This is a genomic window from Clostridium akagii DSM 12554 (assembly GCF_000686725.1).
Lineage (GTDB): Bacteria > Bacillota > Clostridia > Clostridiales > Clostridiaceae > Clostridium_I > Clostridium_I akagii.
This window is the reverse complement of record NZ_JMLK01000008.1, coordinates 137,087-154,163: the sequence shown is the minus strand read 5'-3', so window position 1 is coordinate 154,163 and position 17,077 is coordinate 137,087. Positions and strand designations below refer to the sequence as shown.

General features: G+C 32.6%; 16 protein-coding genes and 2 riboswitches. All 16 genes read left to right on the top strand.

Annotated features, from left to right (window positions below):
* Nucleotides 1-83: 83 nt before the first annotated feature.
* Nucleotides 84-2,222, top strand: a complete 2,139-nt coding sequence (locus tag BR66_RS0104810; RefSeq protein WP_026881897.1) for a sodium-translocating pyrophosphatase — start codon at nucleotides 84-86, stop codon at nucleotides 2,220-2,222.
* 235 nt (nucleotides 2,223-2,457) lie between these two features.
* Nucleotides 2,458-3,204 (top strand): nitroreductase family protein, encoded by a 747-nt coding sequence (locus BR66_RS0104805; protein ID WP_026881896.1) that lies wholly within the window; start codon nucleotides 2,458-2,460, stop codon nucleotides 3,202-3,204.
* A 294-nt stretch (nucleotides 3,205-3,498) separates the two neighbouring features.
* A riboswitch (SAM riboswitch) is annotated at nucleotides 3,499-3,606 on the top strand.
* Nucleotides 3,607-3,732: 126 nt separating this feature from the next.
* Nucleotides 3,733-4,092: a NifB/NifX family molybdenum-iron cluster-binding protein gene (locus tag BR66_RS0104800; protein ID WP_026881895.1), complete on the top strand. Its 360-nt coding sequence runs from the start codon at nucleotides 3,733-3,735 to the stop codon at nucleotides 4,090-4,092.
* Nucleotides 4,093-4,160: 68 nt separating this feature from the next.
* Nucleotides 4,161-4,982, top strand: coding sequence for a nitrogenase iron protein (gene nifH / locus BR66_RS0104795; protein WP_026881894.1), 822 nt, complete (start codon nucleotides 4,161-4,163; stop codon nucleotides 4,980-4,982).
* A 94-nt stretch (nucleotides 4,983-5,076) separates the two neighbouring features.
* The gene (locus BR66_RS0104790) at nucleotides 5,077-6,069 is read left to right on the top strand and encodes an ABC transporter substrate-binding protein (protein WP_026881893.1); all 993 of its coding nucleotides are present in this window, start codon (nucleotides 5,077-5,079) and stop codon (nucleotides 6,067-6,069) included.
* Between the two features lie 30 nt (nucleotides 6,070-6,099).
* On the top strand, nucleotides 6,100-6,882 hold the full coding sequence (locus BR66_RS0104785) for an ABC transporter permease subunit (protein WP_026881892.1): 783 nt from the start codon (nucleotides 6,100-6,102) through the stop codon (nucleotides 6,880-6,882).
* A 17-nt stretch (nucleotides 6,883-6,899) separates the two neighbouring features.
* On the top strand, nucleotides 6,900-7,676 hold the full coding sequence (locus BR66_RS0104780) for an ATP-binding cassette domain-containing protein (RefSeq protein ID WP_026881891.1): 777 nt from the start codon (nucleotides 6,900-6,902) through the stop codon (nucleotides 7,674-7,676).
* Between the two features lie 32 nt (nucleotides 7,677-7,708).
* Entirely contained in the window at nucleotides 7,709-8,803 is a 1,095-nt protein-coding gene (hisC, locus tag BR66_RS0104775; protein WP_026881890.1) for a histidinol-phosphate transaminase, read from the top strand.
* Nucleotides 8,804-8,870: 67 nt separating this feature from the next.
* Nucleotides 8,871-9,959 carry an iron-containing alcohol dehydrogenase family protein gene (locus BR66_RS0104770; RefSeq protein WP_026881889.1) on the top strand — a complete coding sequence of 363 codons (1,089 nt, stop codon included), beginning with the start codon at nucleotides 8,871-8,873 and terminating at the stop codon, nucleotides 9,957-9,959.
* Nucleotides 9,960-10,275: 316 nt separating this feature from the next.
* A riboswitch (SAM riboswitch) is annotated at nucleotides 10,276-10,383 on the top strand.
* 133 nt (nucleotides 10,384-10,516) lie between these two features.
* Entirely contained in the window at nucleotides 10,517-11,329 is an 813-nt protein-coding gene (locus BR66_RS0104765) for a transporter substrate-binding domain-containing protein (protein ID WP_035795502.1), read from the top strand.
* Between the two features lie 35 nt (nucleotides 11,330-11,364).
* Nucleotides 11,365-12,546: a M20 metallopeptidase family protein gene (locus BR66_RS0104760; protein WP_026881887.1), complete on the top strand. Its 1,182-nt coding sequence runs from the start codon at nucleotides 11,365-11,367 to the stop codon at nucleotides 12,544-12,546.
* Between the two features lie 43 nt (nucleotides 12,547-12,589).
* A complete protein-coding gene (locus BR66_RS0104755) occupies nucleotides 12,590-13,405 on the top strand; it encodes a transporter substrate-binding domain-containing protein (RefSeq protein WP_026881886.1) in 816 nt (271 codons plus the stop codon).
* Nucleotides 13,406-13,428: 23 nt separating this feature from the next.
* Nucleotides 13,429-14,115 (top strand): amino acid ABC transporter permease, encoded by a 687-nt coding sequence (locus BR66_RS0104750; protein ID WP_026881885.1) that lies wholly within the window; start codon nucleotides 13,429-13,431, stop codon nucleotides 14,113-14,115.
* A gap of 17 nt (nucleotides 14,116-14,132) precedes the next feature.
* Nucleotides 14,133-14,843, top strand: a complete 711-nt coding sequence (locus BR66_RS0104745) for an amino acid ABC transporter permease (RefSeq protein WP_026881884.1) — start codon at nucleotides 14,133-14,135, stop codon at nucleotides 14,841-14,843.
* 5 nt (nucleotides 14,844-14,848) lie between these two features.
* Nucleotides 14,849-15,601, top strand: coding sequence for an amino acid ABC transporter ATP-binding protein (locus tag BR66_RS0104740; protein ID WP_026881883.1), 753 nt, complete (start codon nucleotides 14,849-14,851; stop codon nucleotides 15,599-15,601).
* Between the two features lie 24 nt (nucleotides 15,602-15,625).
* Nucleotides 15,626-17,077: a nitrogenase component 1 gene (locus BR66_RS0104735; protein WP_026881882.1), complete on the top strand. Its 1,452-nt coding sequence runs from the start codon at nucleotides 15,626-15,628 to the stop codon at nucleotides 17,075-17,077.

Here is a 17,077-nt window from a genome sequence, read left to right as displayed (position 1 = left end):
TTGTATAAAAATAACTATATTAATACCAGTTATGAATATTCTCTAGAAAAAGAAAATATATATTTTATGAAGGGGATGATATTATGACAGTATATTTTGGTATTATCTATGGTGTTATTGCAATTGCACTAGTGGTTATTTTTTATCTTGTTAACTATGTATTTAAACAGGATAAAGGAAGCCATGAAATGCAGGAAATATCTAATGCAATTAGAGAAGGTGCTATGGCATTCATAAAGAGACAGTATAGGACCATTGCGGTAATGGCAATTGTGGTGCTGATTATAATCGTTGTTGCAGATTATTTTGCGAATGTAGGTAGTAAAGGATCTTCTGATGCAATAAGCATAGCGTGGTATACAGGTTTTGCATTTATAACTGGAGCAATTTGCTCTGCAGGTGCTGGATATATAGGTATGTATATGGCAGTTAACTGTAATATAAGAACTGCACAGGGTGCAAAAAAAGGATTAAATAATGCACTGAAGATAGCTTTTAGAGGTGGTGCAGTAACAGGACTAGCAGTAACTGGGCTCTCACTACTAGGCATAACAACCTTATTTCTTGTATTTGGCGGAGGAAGTGGAAGTGATGTATTAGTAAAAGATGCACCATCATTGATTATCGGATTTGGATTCGGAGCATCTTTTGTAGCTTTATTTGCACAACTTGGTGGAGGAATTTATACAAAAGCAGCAGATGTTGGAGCTGATCTTGTTGGCAAGGTTGAGGCCGGAATACCAGAGGATGACCCAAGAAACCCAGCTGTTATTGCAGATTTAGTGGGTGATAATGTTGGCGATTGTGCAGGAAGAGGAGCAGATCTATTTGAATCAACTGCCGCTGAAAATATAGGGGCTATGATACTTGGAGTGGCGCTTTATCCGGTATTTGGATTAAAGGGAATATTATTTCCTCTAGTCTGTTGTGCCTTAGGTATAATTGCATCTATTGTAGGGGTATATACTGTAAACGTTAAAGATAAAAATAAAGATCCAATGCTGGCACTAAATAGGGGATATATAATCACTACGGTAATAGTATTGGTACTTTTGTTTTTTAATGTCAAATACATGTTTGGAGATATGCTGATAAATGGCATCAAGGTAAACTATGGACTTTTGTATGGTTGCGTTGTTACTGGAGTGGCATTGGGATTTGCTTTTGTAGTAATTACCAATTATTATACATCATTAAATTCTAGACCTGTTAAGGCGATAGCAAAATCTTGCGAAACTGGAGCAGGAACAAATATAATAACTGGAGTGGCTATGGGAATGGAATCCACAGCTTTGCCCGTCATATTTATAGCTGTAGCTATTTTTATTTCGTATAAACTAGGAGGAGCTGCACTTAATAATATTCCTAATGCAGGCTTATATGGTACGGCCATAGCAACTATGGGCATGCTTTCAACTTGTGCATATATATTAGCAATGGATACTTTTGGACCAATTACAGATAATGCAGGTGGCATTATTGAAATGTCTAATGCTGATGATGCAGTAAGAGTTGTAACGGACAGATTGGATGCTTGCGGAAACACAACAAAGGCTCTTACCAAAGGATATGCAGTAGGTTCAGCTTCACTTGCGGCCTTCCTTCTGTTTTCTGCATATCTAAATCAAGTTAAGACTATTCTTGGAAAGCCATTGAATTCCTGGTATAGTGTTGATGTTGGTAAGCCAGAAGTGTTCATTGCCGGATTTATAGGTGTAATGCTTGTATTTGTATTTAGTTCTACGGCAATAAGAGCTGTGGGAAGAGCTGCTCAATATGTAATTATGGAAGTGAGAACACAGTTTAAAGAAATACCTGGAATCATGGAAGGTACTGCAAAACCTAATTACGCAAGATGTGTTGATATCGTAACTAAAGGTGCATTAAAAGAGATGATTTTACCAGGAATATTAGTTATAACTGTGCCCATACTTGTAGGAATACTTCTTGGAAAAGAAGCTGCAGCAGGGTTTCTAATGATAACAACTGTGGCAGGGGTTGTAATGGCACTGTTTCTTAATAATAGTGGTGGAGCTTGGGATAATGCTAAAAAACTAATAGAACTTGGTCAATATGGTGGTAAAAATTCAGAGGCACACAAAGCTAGCGTAGTAGGTGATACTGTGGGAGATCCTTTTAAAGATACAGCAGGTCCTTCACTTCATGTGTTGATAAAACTAATAAGTACAATAACATTGGTTTTTGTTGCACTGTTTAGATAATAAATATAACTAGCAAGTATTTTAATTTATAGTATATATTATGTAGGGGCTATCTCATAATGATTGGAAAATTATTTTATGAGATATGCCCTTTATTGATAAACATTTAAAATTTTGTTATAATATTTCGTATAATTTCATTTCTGAGTAAGTCATCTCATTACTTTTAAATCTTCTAGTAAGAAATATAAATATTATTAAAAAATAGAGTCTGAAATGAAAGGAGAGAAATACTATGAATGAGGTTTTAGAACAAATAAAGAATAGAAAATCTATAAGAATATTTGAAGATAAGTTAATCGAGGATAACATAAAAAAAGAAATATTCAACGCTGCATTTGAAGCTCCCACTGCAGGTGGAATGATGCTTTATAGCATAATTAATGTTACTGAGGAAATATTAAAAAACAAGCTATCATTGATATGTGATGATCAATCGTTTATTGCCAAAGCACCTTTAGTTCTTATATTTTTAGCGGATTATCAAAGATGGTATGATTCTTTTGAATTTGAAGGCTGTAAACCAAGAAAGCCAGGACAGGGCGATATTCTACTGGCATATTCTGATGCAGTTATAGCTGCCCAGAATACTGTGGTAGCTGCAGAGTCTTTAGGAATTGGTTCATGCTATATTGGTGATATTATTGAAAAATGTGAAGATCTTACAGAATTATTGGATCTTCCTGAGTATGTTATACCGGCCGCTATGGTAGTTTATGGTTACCCTACTGAAGCTCAAAAGAATAGGAAAAAACCAGCTCGTTTTCAAGAACAATATATGGTATTTGAAAATAAATATCATAGTCTATCAAGAGAAGAACATATACAAATGCATGGGGAAAGAAATAAAAAAGCAGGTTTCCCTAATAAAAATATTAGTAAAAATATTATGGAACTTTGTAAACGTAAATATATGTCGGATTTTTCATTGGAAATGAACAGATCAGCGGCAGGGTATCTAAAAAAATTTAATATGAAGTAACTATCTATATCATTATAATAGATTAAAATCCATATAAAATTTAAAAATGGATATAATAAAAGTATCAAATTATTGCCACTACAATAATAAATTCATAATATAAACATGTATTTTATATTAAAATATGAATATATACAAAAAATAATTGACAAAAATAAATTTTGCAATTACAATAAATAAAACAAATAAGAATACTTGGATATATATGCAGAGTTGACTAGAAAAACTAGAGACTATGTTTACCACTATTATAATAGGGTAAATATGGTCTTTTTTTTCATTAAAATTTAATATTTCTTATCTAGAGAAATGGAGGGAATGGCCCAATGAAGTTTCAGCAACCCGTATGTTTCATTTGCATGCATGGTGCTAAATCCAACAGGTATACCTGAAAGATAAGACTAAAGGATTAACAATCTTCATTTAGTCTTATCTAGATGAAGATTGTTAATTTTAGTTAAAGGTTATTTCAATATAAATATATTTAAGTTCAATTTCTAAACATAACTAAAAAAGGAGTGATAAATTATGAGTTATAGAATAGCGGTAGGAAGTGGTGATGGTGTATTTGTAGATCAACATTTTGCTACTGCACTGCAATTTCTTATATATGAAGTAGATGGACAGGAATATGATTTTGTTGAAGCAAGAAAAAATAGGTTAGATTGTGAGTGTAGTGAATATCATAAAAATAAATTTTTACCTCTTACAGAAAAAATCAACGACTGTAGAGCGGTATTAGTGGGGAAAATAGGACCTGGTGCGCAAAATGCACTTAAGGAGTATGGAATAGATGCTTTTGATATTCATGAATCTATTGATGTAGCTTTAGAAAAATTAATTGGTTATTACACTAAAACAGATAGTAAGGCATCATCAAAGAAATAACAAGTCTTTAGACTAGTATTTTTATCCGAGTACTATCATTATATAACATAATTTAGGGGGAATATAAAATGAGACAAATAGCTATTTATGGAAAAGGTGGAATTGGAAAATCAACTACAACACAAAATCTTACAGCAGGCCTTGCGCAAATGGGAAAACAAATTATGGTGGTTGGATGTGATCCAAAGGCTGATTCCACAAGACTTCTATTAGGAGGACTTTCTCAGAGAAGTGTACTGGATACACTAAGGGAAGAGGGCGAGGAAGTTGATCTAAATTCAATATTAAAACCTGGCTTTGGGAATATCAGATGTGTTGAATCAGGTGGACCTGAACCTGGTGTTGGTTGTGCAGGAAGAGGGATAATAACTTCTATCAATATGCTTGAACAATTAGGTGCGTACACAGATGATTTAGATTATGTATTTTATGATGTGCTTGGGGATGTTGTGTGCGGAGGGTTTGCTATGCCAATGCGTGAAGGAAAAGCACAAGAAATATATATAGTTGCCAGTGGTGAAATGATGGCATTATATGCAGCAAACAATATAGCAAAAGGTGTACTTAAATATGCCAATAGTAGTGGAATTAGATTAGGTGGTATCATTTGTAACTCAAGAAATGTTGATAAAGAAATAGATCTTTTAAAAGCCTTTGCTACAGAACTTGGTAGTCAGTTAATATATTTTGTACCACGTGATAATATGGTTCAAAGAGCTGAAATACACAAACAAACAGTAATACAATTTGATCCAGAGCAAGCTCAGGCACAGGAATATAGAAATCTTGCTAAAGCAATTGATGATAATAAGTTGTTTGTAATTCCAAAACCTATGGCACAAGAAAGATTAGAAGAAATATTAATGGAATTTGGTCTTGCGGATATATAAAACTGAGCATTATTGTATTTTTTAAATTAAGGTGTGAAATGGAGTTATAAAATATCAAGTTTTCATAAATTAATAAGTAAAGGGGTAAAAGATGATGAAAAAAATTAAAACTTTATTGGCAGTAATATTGGTATCAGGATTATTAGCAGGCTGTGGTAGTAATTCAAATGTTAAAACTGATAACAAAAAATCATCAGTAGATCTAAGTAAAGTAACATTAAGGGTATCTGAAACTGGTTGGGCCAACCTAGATCTTGGGTTTAAAGCGGCAGAGATTGATAATACGCCATACAAAGTAGAATATAGTGTATTTCAAGGTGGAAATTTAGTTTTAGAAGCTATGGCTGGTAACCATGTTGATTTAGGACTTACAAGTGAGATACCGCCACTTTTTGGAGACAATAGTAATTATAAAATAATTGCTGTAGAACAGGCTAATACGCTTCTACAAGAATTGGTTATTCCTAAAGGTTCTAGTATTAAGACTGTGGCAGATTTAAAAGGTAAAAAAGTTGCTTATATAAGTGGGACAACAGCACAGTATTTTTTATCAAAAATACTAGAAAAAGGAGGCTTAAGCTGGAAAGATATAAATTCAGTGCAAATGACTACATCGGATGGCTTGACAGCTTTAATTGGAGGAAAGATAGATGCTCTAGCCAGTTACGGAAATGGAATAATAACAGCACATCAAAATGGATCTACAACACTTGAAAGTGGTGAAAAAATTTTATCAGGTAACTTTCCATTAGAGGCAACAAATGATGCAATAAAAGATCCAGCTAAACATGCTACAATTACTGATTATCTAAAAAGATTAAATAAGTTTTATGAGTGGACCAGAAAAAATCCAGATAAATGGGCACAGATTACAGCGGACAATACGCATCAAGATAAAGCTCAGGCTTTAGATACCTTCGAAAAAGGCGAAAAAGAAAGACCATCGAAAATAGTAGCGAATTCAACAAAAGCAATAGCATCACAACAGGATATTGCAGATTCATTTGAAAAACTTGGTTTATTTAAAGAAAAACTTGATGTTAAGACAATTTGGAGTGATTCATTTACAAAGGAATTAAATAAATAATATAAAAAAATTATTAATTGAGGTGATTAAATGAACATTAGGAGTATTAATTCTCTTAAAGATAAGCTGTTACCTTTTATATTACCAATTGTTTTGATTGCTTTATGGCAGATATTAACAAGTACTGGGCTAGTGTCAGGGAAGATACTACCGAGACCTTCACAAGTTGTAAAAGTAACAATAACTTTGATTTCCAGTGGTGATTTAGTGAAATATATCGGAACAAGTGCAAGACGTGCAATATTAGGGTTTCTTATCGGTGGAGGTATTGGATTTGTATTGGGATTAATTAATGGATTATCCCATAATGCAGAGCTATTATTAGATTCCACAATACAAATGGTACGAAATGTTCCTCTATTTGCAATATTATCATTAGTAATATTATGGTTTGGTATAGGTGAGGAGCCAAAAATAATATTAATTTCTCTAGGTGTGTTTTTTCCAATATATTTAAATACATACCACGGTATACGTTCCATAGATAAAGGTATTTTAGAGATGGCAAAGGTGTATGAATTAAAGCGGAGTTCTTTATTTTTTAATGTTATTTTACCTGGGGCGCTGCCTTCCATCTTGGTTGGAATTAGATATTCTTTAGGAATTATGTGGCTTACATTAATAGTAGCAGAAACCATAGCTGCTGACTCGGGAATCGGTTATATGATTAATAATGCAAGAGATTTTATGCAGATGGACGTTATTGTGCTTGGAGTTATTATTTATGCATTGCTAGGTAAGCTTTCTGATACTATTGCCAGAATACTGGAAAAATCACTACTGAAATGGAATCCAAACTATATAAAAGAATAAATGTAAGGAGGTTCATTATGCAAATTGTTAAAGAAAAAACTTATATAAGAATTGATAAACTCTTTAAAAAGTATGGTGCCTGTGAGATATTGAATGATATAGAGTTAAATATAGAACAGGGAGAATTTGTAGCAGTAGTAGGTAGAAGTGGATGTGGAAAAAGTACTTTGCTTAGATTAATAGCAGGTCTTGAAAAACCTTCTAGTGGGACAATATATGTTAATGAGGGAGAGGTAAGCGGTATTAATAAAGATACAAGAGTCTTATTTCAAGAGGCACGATTATTGCCGTGGAAACCAGTGCTGAAAAATGTGGAGGTAGGGGTTGGAAATAAGCATAAGGAAGTTGCAAAGCAAGCATTGGAAAGTGTAGGGCTTGGTGATAGAGGAAATGAATGGCCTTATGTTCTGTCTGGAGGGCAAAAGCAAAGAGTGGCTTTAGCACGGGCAATATCAGCAAAACCAAAATTATTATTACTAGACGAGCCACTTGGAGCACTTGATGCATTAACGAGGATAGAAATGCAACAACTTATTGAAAAATTATGGTTTGAACAAGGATTTACAGCTATATTAGTAACACATGATGTCAGTGAAGCGGTTGCATTAGCCGATAGGGTTATCCTAATTGATGAAGGAAAAATTGCTATGAACACGAAAATTACATTAGCTCGCCCAAGACAAAGAAACAACGATTTCATCTATTTTGAAAAACTTATACTTGATAGAGTAATGAAGAAAACAGAAAGTAGCAAAATACCATGTCAGTCAGATAAGCTAGAGTACCATATCTAGAGCAAATTGAATCTTTGAAAGGAATGATTAAAATGCCCGAAGTTAGCTGTAGAAAATCATTAAAAAATATCCAATCATATGCTCCGGCAAAAACTCTTGAAGCAATACAGGAAGAGTTAGGAATTAGTAATATTTTGAGGCTTGCTGCAAATGAGAATACTATGGGATCATCACCACTGGTAGAAATAGCAATTCAAAAGACAATTAGGAATTTATATCTTTATCCAGATGGAATGTGCACTGAGCTAAGGAAAAAACTAGCAGACACTTATAAATTAAATAGTGAACAGCTCATATTCAGTAATGGATCATTTGAACTTATTAGTTTAATTGCACAGGCATACATTAGTGAGCAGGATGAATCTATTATACCTGTACCCACCTTTGGATGGTACAAGGTTGTAACATTAGCTATGGGAGGAAATGTTGTAGAAGTTCCATTAAAAAATCATTCCATAAATTTAGAGTATGTAAAAAATAATATAAATAACAAGACAAAGGTTATATGGTTATGTAATCCCAATAATCCCACCGGAACAATCTTTGATAAAACGCAACTAACAAATTTTTTAAAATCCATACCTAAAAATATATTGGTAGTATTAGATGAAGCATATTATGAGTATGCTACAAGTGAAAATTATCCGGAAACTTCAGATTTATTAGAGTTGTATTCTAATATAATAATTCTTAGAACTTTTTCTAAGGTATATGGATTAGCCGCATTAAGAGTGGGATATGGAATTACTAGTAAGAAAATAATTACAGAATTAAATAAAGTAAGATTACCTATGAACGTAAATGGACTAGCACAAGTTGCGGCCTTAGCAAGTCTTGAAGATCAAAACTTCAGAAAATTATGCGTTGAAAACAATAATAGGGGTAAAGAGTATTATTATAATGTTTTTAAAGAGATGAATTTTGAATATATACCAACATATACAAATTTTATCATGGTTAATATTAAAGAAGATAGCATCCAAGTAGCAAATGAAATTTTAAAAAGAGGTATATCTGTTAGGGCTGGAGTGGAATTTAATATGCCAACTTGGCTTAGAATTACAATTGGAAGAGCAGAAGAAAACATACGATTAGTGGAAGTGTTAAAAGATGTGTTATTAAATTGAATCAGAATCTTTGACTTGTTAGTTCCTTTCAGATGCCTTAAATAACAATATGGAAAGGGTGGATAAAATGATAAGTATTAAAACTCCAGATAAGTACATAAGTGAAGAAAATATTTTAGAAAATGCTGGTGAATACATAAAACAAATTGGAGATTATGCTCTAGTAATTGGGGGTGAAACAGCATTATCAGTTGCAGGAGGAAAATTCTCGAATAGTTTGGATTTGGAGAAAATAAGATATAGTACAGAGAAATTTAGAGGATATTGCACTTATAAAAACATAGATAACTACGCTTTAATAGCTAAGGAGCTAGGAGTAAATGTAATAATAGGAATAGGTGGAGGTCGCGTGCTTGATTTAGTAAAGGCAGTTGGTGAAAAATTAAAATTGCCTGTTATAACTATACCTACTATAGTTGCAACTTGTGCTGCTTGGTCAGCACTGTCAGTTATATATGATGATGAAGGAAGACATAAAGATTTTTTACTACTAGAAAATTCACCTAAACTTATATTAGCAGATATTAAAATAATTTATGATTCACCAAGAAGATATCTACATGCAGGGATAGGTGACACTATAGTTAAGTGGTATGAGGCATTTCCACATAAAACGGTTAAAAAAGATATAACACTTAGAATTGGACTTCAAACATCAAAACTAGCACTTGATATATTGGAAAATTATACTGATTCAATAGAGAAGTCAGAGGAAGTAGCACTTGATGAAAAGTTTCGAGATGTTGTGGATTCTATCATAGTACTAGCAGGTTTAGTTGGTAGTATAAATGGTGGAAACCATATAGCAGCGATTGCACATACGTTACATGATAGTTTAACCCATATATTAGATACAAGGGAAACTTTACATGGAGAAAAGGTTGCCTTTGGATTGATTGTGCAATTTATTTTAGAGGGCAGAGATAAAGAAGAAGTTAAAAAGCTTATTAAAAGATTAAACATATTAGAGATTCCCACTACATTAGTACAGTTAGGAATAAAAGATGATATAGATAATAAAGTACTTAATATTATAGATGATATAAACTTTACAACTGAGCAAAAGAATGATCTCATATTTAAAGTAGATGGAGGATTAATTAAGGAAGCAATTATAAAAGCTGATGAATTTGGAAATGAAGTTTTGGAAGCATAAAGGCCAAAAAATAATGGAACTTTTATATTCTTATCATTTTAAGCTAAACACAATGTAATAGAAAATAACAGAAAAGAAGTATTGTAAATGATAAAGTATTAATTTAAATATGAAATTTTTATCAAATTTATAAAGAAATCAGAATACAGTTGACAAAATAGTATGAGGCTATTATAATAGCAATAACAACAAAACAAGTATGAATACTTGGATATATAATAATAGTTGACTAGAAAAACTAGAGACTATGTTTAACAATGTTTTTTAATAAAGCATTGCTGGGCATGGTCGTTTTTTTATACTAAAATTTAATATTTTCTTATCTAGAGAAATGGAGGGAATGGCCCAATGAAGTTTCAGCAACCAGTTTGTTTCATTTGCATACATGGTGCTAAGTCCAGCAGGTTTTCCTGAGAGATAAGACTAAAAGAGATAAAATCTTCGCTTAGTCTTATATTGGTGAAGATTTTATTTTTTTATAAGTAATTCTGGACAATTAAAAAATATGTAAAAGTGATTAGTTGTCACAGGATGAATAAAAAATGGGGGTAATATTTATGAGCAAAATCAAACTCATCAAACTATTTGCAGTAGGTTTAGCAGTTGCAATTTCGGTTACCGGTTGTGGCTCAAAATCGAGTAGTGATAGCAAATCAAGTACATCAAAACCAAAAACAATAATAGTAGGAACAGGAAATGCATTTAAGCCGTATTGCTATTTAGATGCCAGTGGTAAACCAACAGGGTATGAGGTAGGTGTTTTGCAAGAAGTTAATAAAAGACTTCCACAGTATAAATTTGAATATCAAGCAATGGATTTTTCAAATGTTTTAATTAGCTTACAGTCTGGAAAGGTTGATATTGGTTCACATCAATACGCTAAGAATGCAGAGCGTGAAAAAAACTATCTTTTTGGTAAAGAAGGCTATGCAAATGATATTGTAAAGCTAACAGTTCTAAAATCAAGAAATGATATAAAATCAATTAAAGATTTAAATAATAAGAATGTTCAAGTTAGTACAGGATCTAATTCTGCTAATTATTTGGAGAATTATAATAAAGAGCATGGAACGAAGATTAATCTTATTTACGGATCTCCGGATACCGCTACTTTAATTAAATCAATGGAAGACGGCAAAATCGATGCTTTTTTTTCTTGGGCACAGCAGGTAGATATGTATAATAAAGCTTTTGGAAATGTTTTAACGTTAGAAGGCACACCTATATATAATACCGATGTTTATCAAGTATATAGAAAAAATGAAACAAAGTTGCAGAGTGAAGTAGATAGTGCATTAAAAGATATGAAAAAGGATGGAACATTAGCAAAAATTTCTGTGAAATATTTGGGAGCAGATTATACAAAATAGGATTTATGAATATTAGAAAAAGAAGGTTAGCGGATATGTCAATAAAACAATTGGCTTACGAAGTAGAAAATGAAATTATAGGGATTAGGAGAAAAATACACAAAAATCCAGAACTTGCTATACGTGAATTTGAAACATCAAAACTTGTTGCTGAAAAACTTAAAGAACTAGGGCTTGATGTTACAGAAAATGTTGGCAAGACTGGAGTGGTAGGATTATTGAAAGGAAAAAATAACGGTAAAACAGTTGCGTTAAGAGCTGATATGGATGCACTTCCAATAGAGGAAGAAAATGATTTGGAATTTAGGTCCCTTAACAAAAATATAATGCATGCATGTGGACATGATGCACATACGGCAATGCTTTTAGGTGTAGCTGCAGTATTATCTAAAAGCAAAGATTCTATAAACGGTAACGTTAAATTTATTTTTCAACCTAGTGAGGAAAGTGCATTAGGAGGAGCAGAAGAAATGATAAATGAGGGCGTTTTGGATAATCCAAGGGTAGATGCTGTATTTGGATTACATGTTGATCCCAATCTTTTATCGGGAAGTATTGGATATCGTTCAGGAGAATTTTATGCTTCTGGTGGAGGATTCCAAATAGATATTATTGGAAAAGCAGGACACGGAGCTTTACCACACAAAGCTACAGATGCAATTTTGGTAGCCGCGGAATTAATATTGTCATTACAAACAATTAAATCTTCAAGGATAGATCCATTAGAGCCATTTGTATTGACTATAGGAACAATAAATGGGGGTAATCAAGCAAATATCATAGCTAATAAAGTTACATTAACAGGAACGCTTAGATTATTCAATAAAGAAATAAATGAAAATATTGGTGAAATAATGGAGAATATAATTCAATCTATTACTCATGCATATGGAGCAACTTATAATTTCAAATTAATGCTCGGTGGGACGCCACTAACTAATGATAAAAATATGACAGAAATTGTGAAAAAATCAGCCATAAAAATTGTTGGTGAAGAAAATGTTAGATTGGTGCCAAAAACATTATTAGGAGAGGATTTTGCATGTTATACAAGAATTGTACCCTCAGCATTTGTGTCTTTAGGAGTTGGTTTCAGAGATAAAAAGAATTTTTCACTGCATAGTTCTAAATTTGATATTGATGAAGCATCACTACCAATTGGAACTGCATTATTAGCAGAATCTGCTATAGAATTTTTAAATAAGAATAATAACTAGGATTGAAATATAAAAGAAATAAAGAATACGGGGGTAATTATTTATGAAAAAAATCAAACTTATCAAACTATTTACACTAGGACTAGTGGCGGCAATTTCCTTGACAGCTTGTGGAACAACCACCAGCAGTTCAGAACCAACCAAAGATAAGCCAAAAACTATAGTGATTGGAACAGGAAATGCATTTAAGCCGTATTGCTATTTAGATGCTAAGGGGAAACCAGTGGGTTATGAAGAAAATGTTTTAAAAGAAGTAAACAAAAGATTACCGCAATACAAATTTCAATTTCAATCAATGGATTTTACAAATGTATTACTAAGTCTACAATCTGAAAAGGTTGATATTGGTGCACATCAGTTTGAAAAGAATCCAGAGAGAGAACAAAAATTTCTTTTCTCTAAAGAGAGCTATACAACATTTATTTTAAGGATAACTGTTTCAAAGAACAAAACAGATATTAATTCGATTGATGATTTAAAGGGTAAGAATGTACAAGTGAGCAAAGGTAGTAATGATGCATATGTTCTAGAGCAATATAACAAAACTCATGGAAATGCTATTAATCTCGTATATTCATCAGCGGATATATCAACAACTATAAAAAGCATAGAAGCTGGAAATATAGATGCATTTATATCAATTAAAAGATTGGTGGATCAATATAATAAAACTTTTGGAGATAAACTTAAAACAGTAGGAACGCCTATATCAAGTTCAAACACTTACTATTTATATAGAAAATCAGATACTAAACTTCAAGAGGATATAGATAAAGCATTAAAAGCCATGAAAGCAGATGGAACATTAGCGAAAATTTCAATACAAACATTAGGTGGAGATTATACACATAATGATTAAATAAGCAAAAGGAGGAATGTATAGTGGCTCAGTATTTTGATGGTAAGTTGGTATTTGAGTATCTACCGGAACTGTTATCAAGAATTCATATCACATTGCTACTTGTTTTTACAGCAACTGTATTTGGAATGATTTTCGGATCTGTATTAGCACTAATTCGTATTCACAAAATTTTAATATTAAATCAACTTGTAGCAATATACATATCCTTTGTAAGAGGCACTCCAATAATAGTCCAGATGTTTATAGTTTATTATGGATTTCCAGCCATACTTATGAACTTTGGGATCGACATAAATAGATGGGATAAGCTTATATTCGTAATAATAACTTATGGATTAAATACATCAGCTTTTATGTCAGAAATTATTAGATCAGCAATAACTAGTGTTTCAATAGGTCAGTCTGAAGCTTCATATTCTGTAGGGCTTACTAAAATTCAAACATTTTATAGGATTATAGGTCCACAAGCATTAAAGACTGCTTTGCCAAGCATATCAACCACCATTGTGGGGCTTCTCCAGGATTCAGCTATAGCATTTTCATTAGGAATAGTTGATGTTATGGGGGAAGTACAAGTTTTAGGTGCAAGAACTTATCATACTATTGAAGGATATGTGGCAGCTGGAATTATATTTTTCGTATTAGGCGCAATTGTTGAAAAAGTGAGTGGTTGTATTGAGAAAAATACTTTGTTTAGCAAATTATAGATTAGGTGGGTGCTTAAATGGGGAATCAATTTGATATAAATTTTATGGTTACAATAGCCCTGAAAGCTGCAATAAGGTATGTACCAATCACATTAGAGCTAGCATTAGTACCGTTCGTTATTGGTACCATTTTAGGAACAATAATTGCTCTTGTAAGATTGTATAATATAAAATACATATCAAAAATATTGCAGGTTATTGTAGTGATTATTAAAGGTGTTCCAGTAGTTCTGCAACTTCTAATTGTATATTTTGCGGTGCTACAATGTTTTGATAGCGTGGCTAAAACTTTACATTTATCCATACGTGCAAAAAATATAAATTCTGTTTATATAGGACTAGTAGCCCTAAGCTTTTTCGCAACAGCATATATTTCAGAAGCTATACGAGGAGCACTTACAGCAGTAAAAAAAGGACAATATGAAGCGGGGTACTCTGTAGGGCTTACCAAAGTACAAACGTTAAGACAAATTATATTGCCACAGGCCATTCCAGTTGCTATGCCTATGCTCTGCAGTAACTTAATAGGGCTGGTAAAAGGTTCATCTTTGGTGTTTATGATTTCCGTGACTGATCTTTTAAATGGAGCATTAATAACTGCAAATTCAAACTATAAATTTCTTGAAGCTTATGTAGCAGCGGCAATAGTATATTGGATTTTATGTATAGTAATTGAAAAAATATCTTATGTTTTAGAAAGAAAATTTTATTCATTTAATGGAAGGTGATTTAATTGATAGAACTAAAGGGAATACACAAAGCTTTTGGAAAAAATCAAGTTTTAAAAGGTGTTGACATAAAGATTGAAAAAGGTGATGTGGTTGTAATAATAGGACCAAGTGGTTCAGGAAAAACTACATTGTTACGATGCTTGAATTTTTTAGAAAAAGCAGATGATGGTGAGCTAACCATAGGAGAGACACATGTTGATTTAAAACATTCATCTAAGCAGGATATACTTAAAGTACGAAGGCAAACTGCCATGGTTTTTCAAAGCTATAACCTTTTTAATAACAAAACAGCCATTGGAAACGTAATGGAAGGTCTGGTGACTGGAAGAAAAGTTCCCAAAAAAGAAGCAGAAGAAATTAGTAAAAAAGTACTTGATAAAGTAGGTCTTTCGGATAAATATGATTTTTATCCATGCCACCTTTCAGGAGGTCAGCAGCAACGAGTAGGTATAGCTCGCGCACTTGCTTTAAATCCAGAAGTAATTTTGTTTGATGAACCAACTTCAGCACTTGATCCGGAACTTGTTGGAGATGTACTTGGAGTAATGAAGAAGGTAGCAGAAGAAGGCATAACAATGATAGTTGTTACTCATGAAATGTCTTTTGCCTATGATATAGCCAGCAAAGTTATATTTATGGAGGGGGGAGTTATAGTGGAGCAAGGAACCCCAAAAGATATATTTACAAATGCTAAAGAAGAGAGGACAAAAAAGTTTTTAAAGAGAATAGTTCCAGAGTGGAGTTATACAATTTAATGAGTAAAAAGACGAGGTGGTTAAATGAGCAGTATTATAGCAAAAAATCGTGAAGATAGACCTTATGCCCTTACTGATGGTGGAGGAACTAGTAAAGAACTTTCAAGCAATTTTAAAAAGAGATGTTTAAAAAATGCAGATAGAACTTTTGCACAGGCAACTCAATGTCAAGAAACCAACAGTATTTCAGCACTGCTTTCCATGCAAGATTCGGCATTTGTTGTGCATGCACCAAATGGATGTGTAGGTTGTGTTTCATTTATGAATGATAATTTTAAAGTTGGTCAGTTTCATAGAGGAGTTAAAAATATAAGAAATGCCAGATATATAGTTACTAATGTAGATGAAAAAGATGTAGTACTAGGGGGAGAGAAAAAGGTAAGAGAAGCAATTCTAGAGCTTGAGAAGAGATATAAACCTAATATAATATTTGTATTTACGTCCTGTGCTTCTGGGATTATTGGTGATGATGTTGATGCTGTAGCAAGTACAGTTCAAAAAGAAGTCAATGCAATTGTGGTTCCAATTCATTGCGAAGGCTTCAAATCAAAGGTGCCAGCCACTGGTTTTGATACGGTATTTAGAGCAATTCAAAATTATATAATTAAAGGTGAAAGAATGCAAAAGGAAAAGGGATTAATAAATGTATTTGCAACAACATCTATTGGATATAAGGATCAACTCGAACTGGAAGGACTACTTTCAGTACTGGGTTTGCATGTTAACTATATACCTTTTTACTCGAATGTTGAAAAGCTAAAAAGAATACCGGGAGCAGAATATTCTGTGGCTGTATGCCAAGTATTTGCAGATGAATTTATGGAATACCTTAAAAATGAGTATGATATCCCATATTCAAAAACAGGAATGCCCATAGGAATAAGAAGTACAGATGAATGGTTTCTAAGTGTTGCGAGGCTTGTTGGAAAAGAAGAGGTGGCTTTAAAACACATTGAAAAAGAGCATAGAAGAGTACTTCCTGAAATTGCAAAGATAAGAGAGCGTATTGGAGGAAAAAGGGTATTTATATGTGCAGGTACTGGAAGAGGTGTTGCAGCGGCTACTTTAATAGAAGATTTTGGAATGAAGCTTGTAGGGATACAGACACCCACTTACGAGGAAGCTTTAATTGAAAATTTTGATCAGCTTCAGAAAATTCATGGTGGAGAATTTATTATTGATATTGCAAATATGCAGCCTTTTGAACAATCAAATCTTGTAAATAAATTGAAGCCAGAGTTATTTATTGGAATGTCCACATGGGTAGCAAAATTAGGAATACCATCAACTCATATATTGGAATCTAAAAGGCCCACGTTTGGTTACAATGGATTGTTATATTTAGCTAGAAAAATAGAGAATGCAGTTGAAAATCCAAGTTTTAATATAAAGCTTGCAAAACATAAGAAGCTACCATATAAAGAGTCATGGTATTCAGAAAATGTTTTTAAATATTTCAAGGAAGTAGGTAACTAA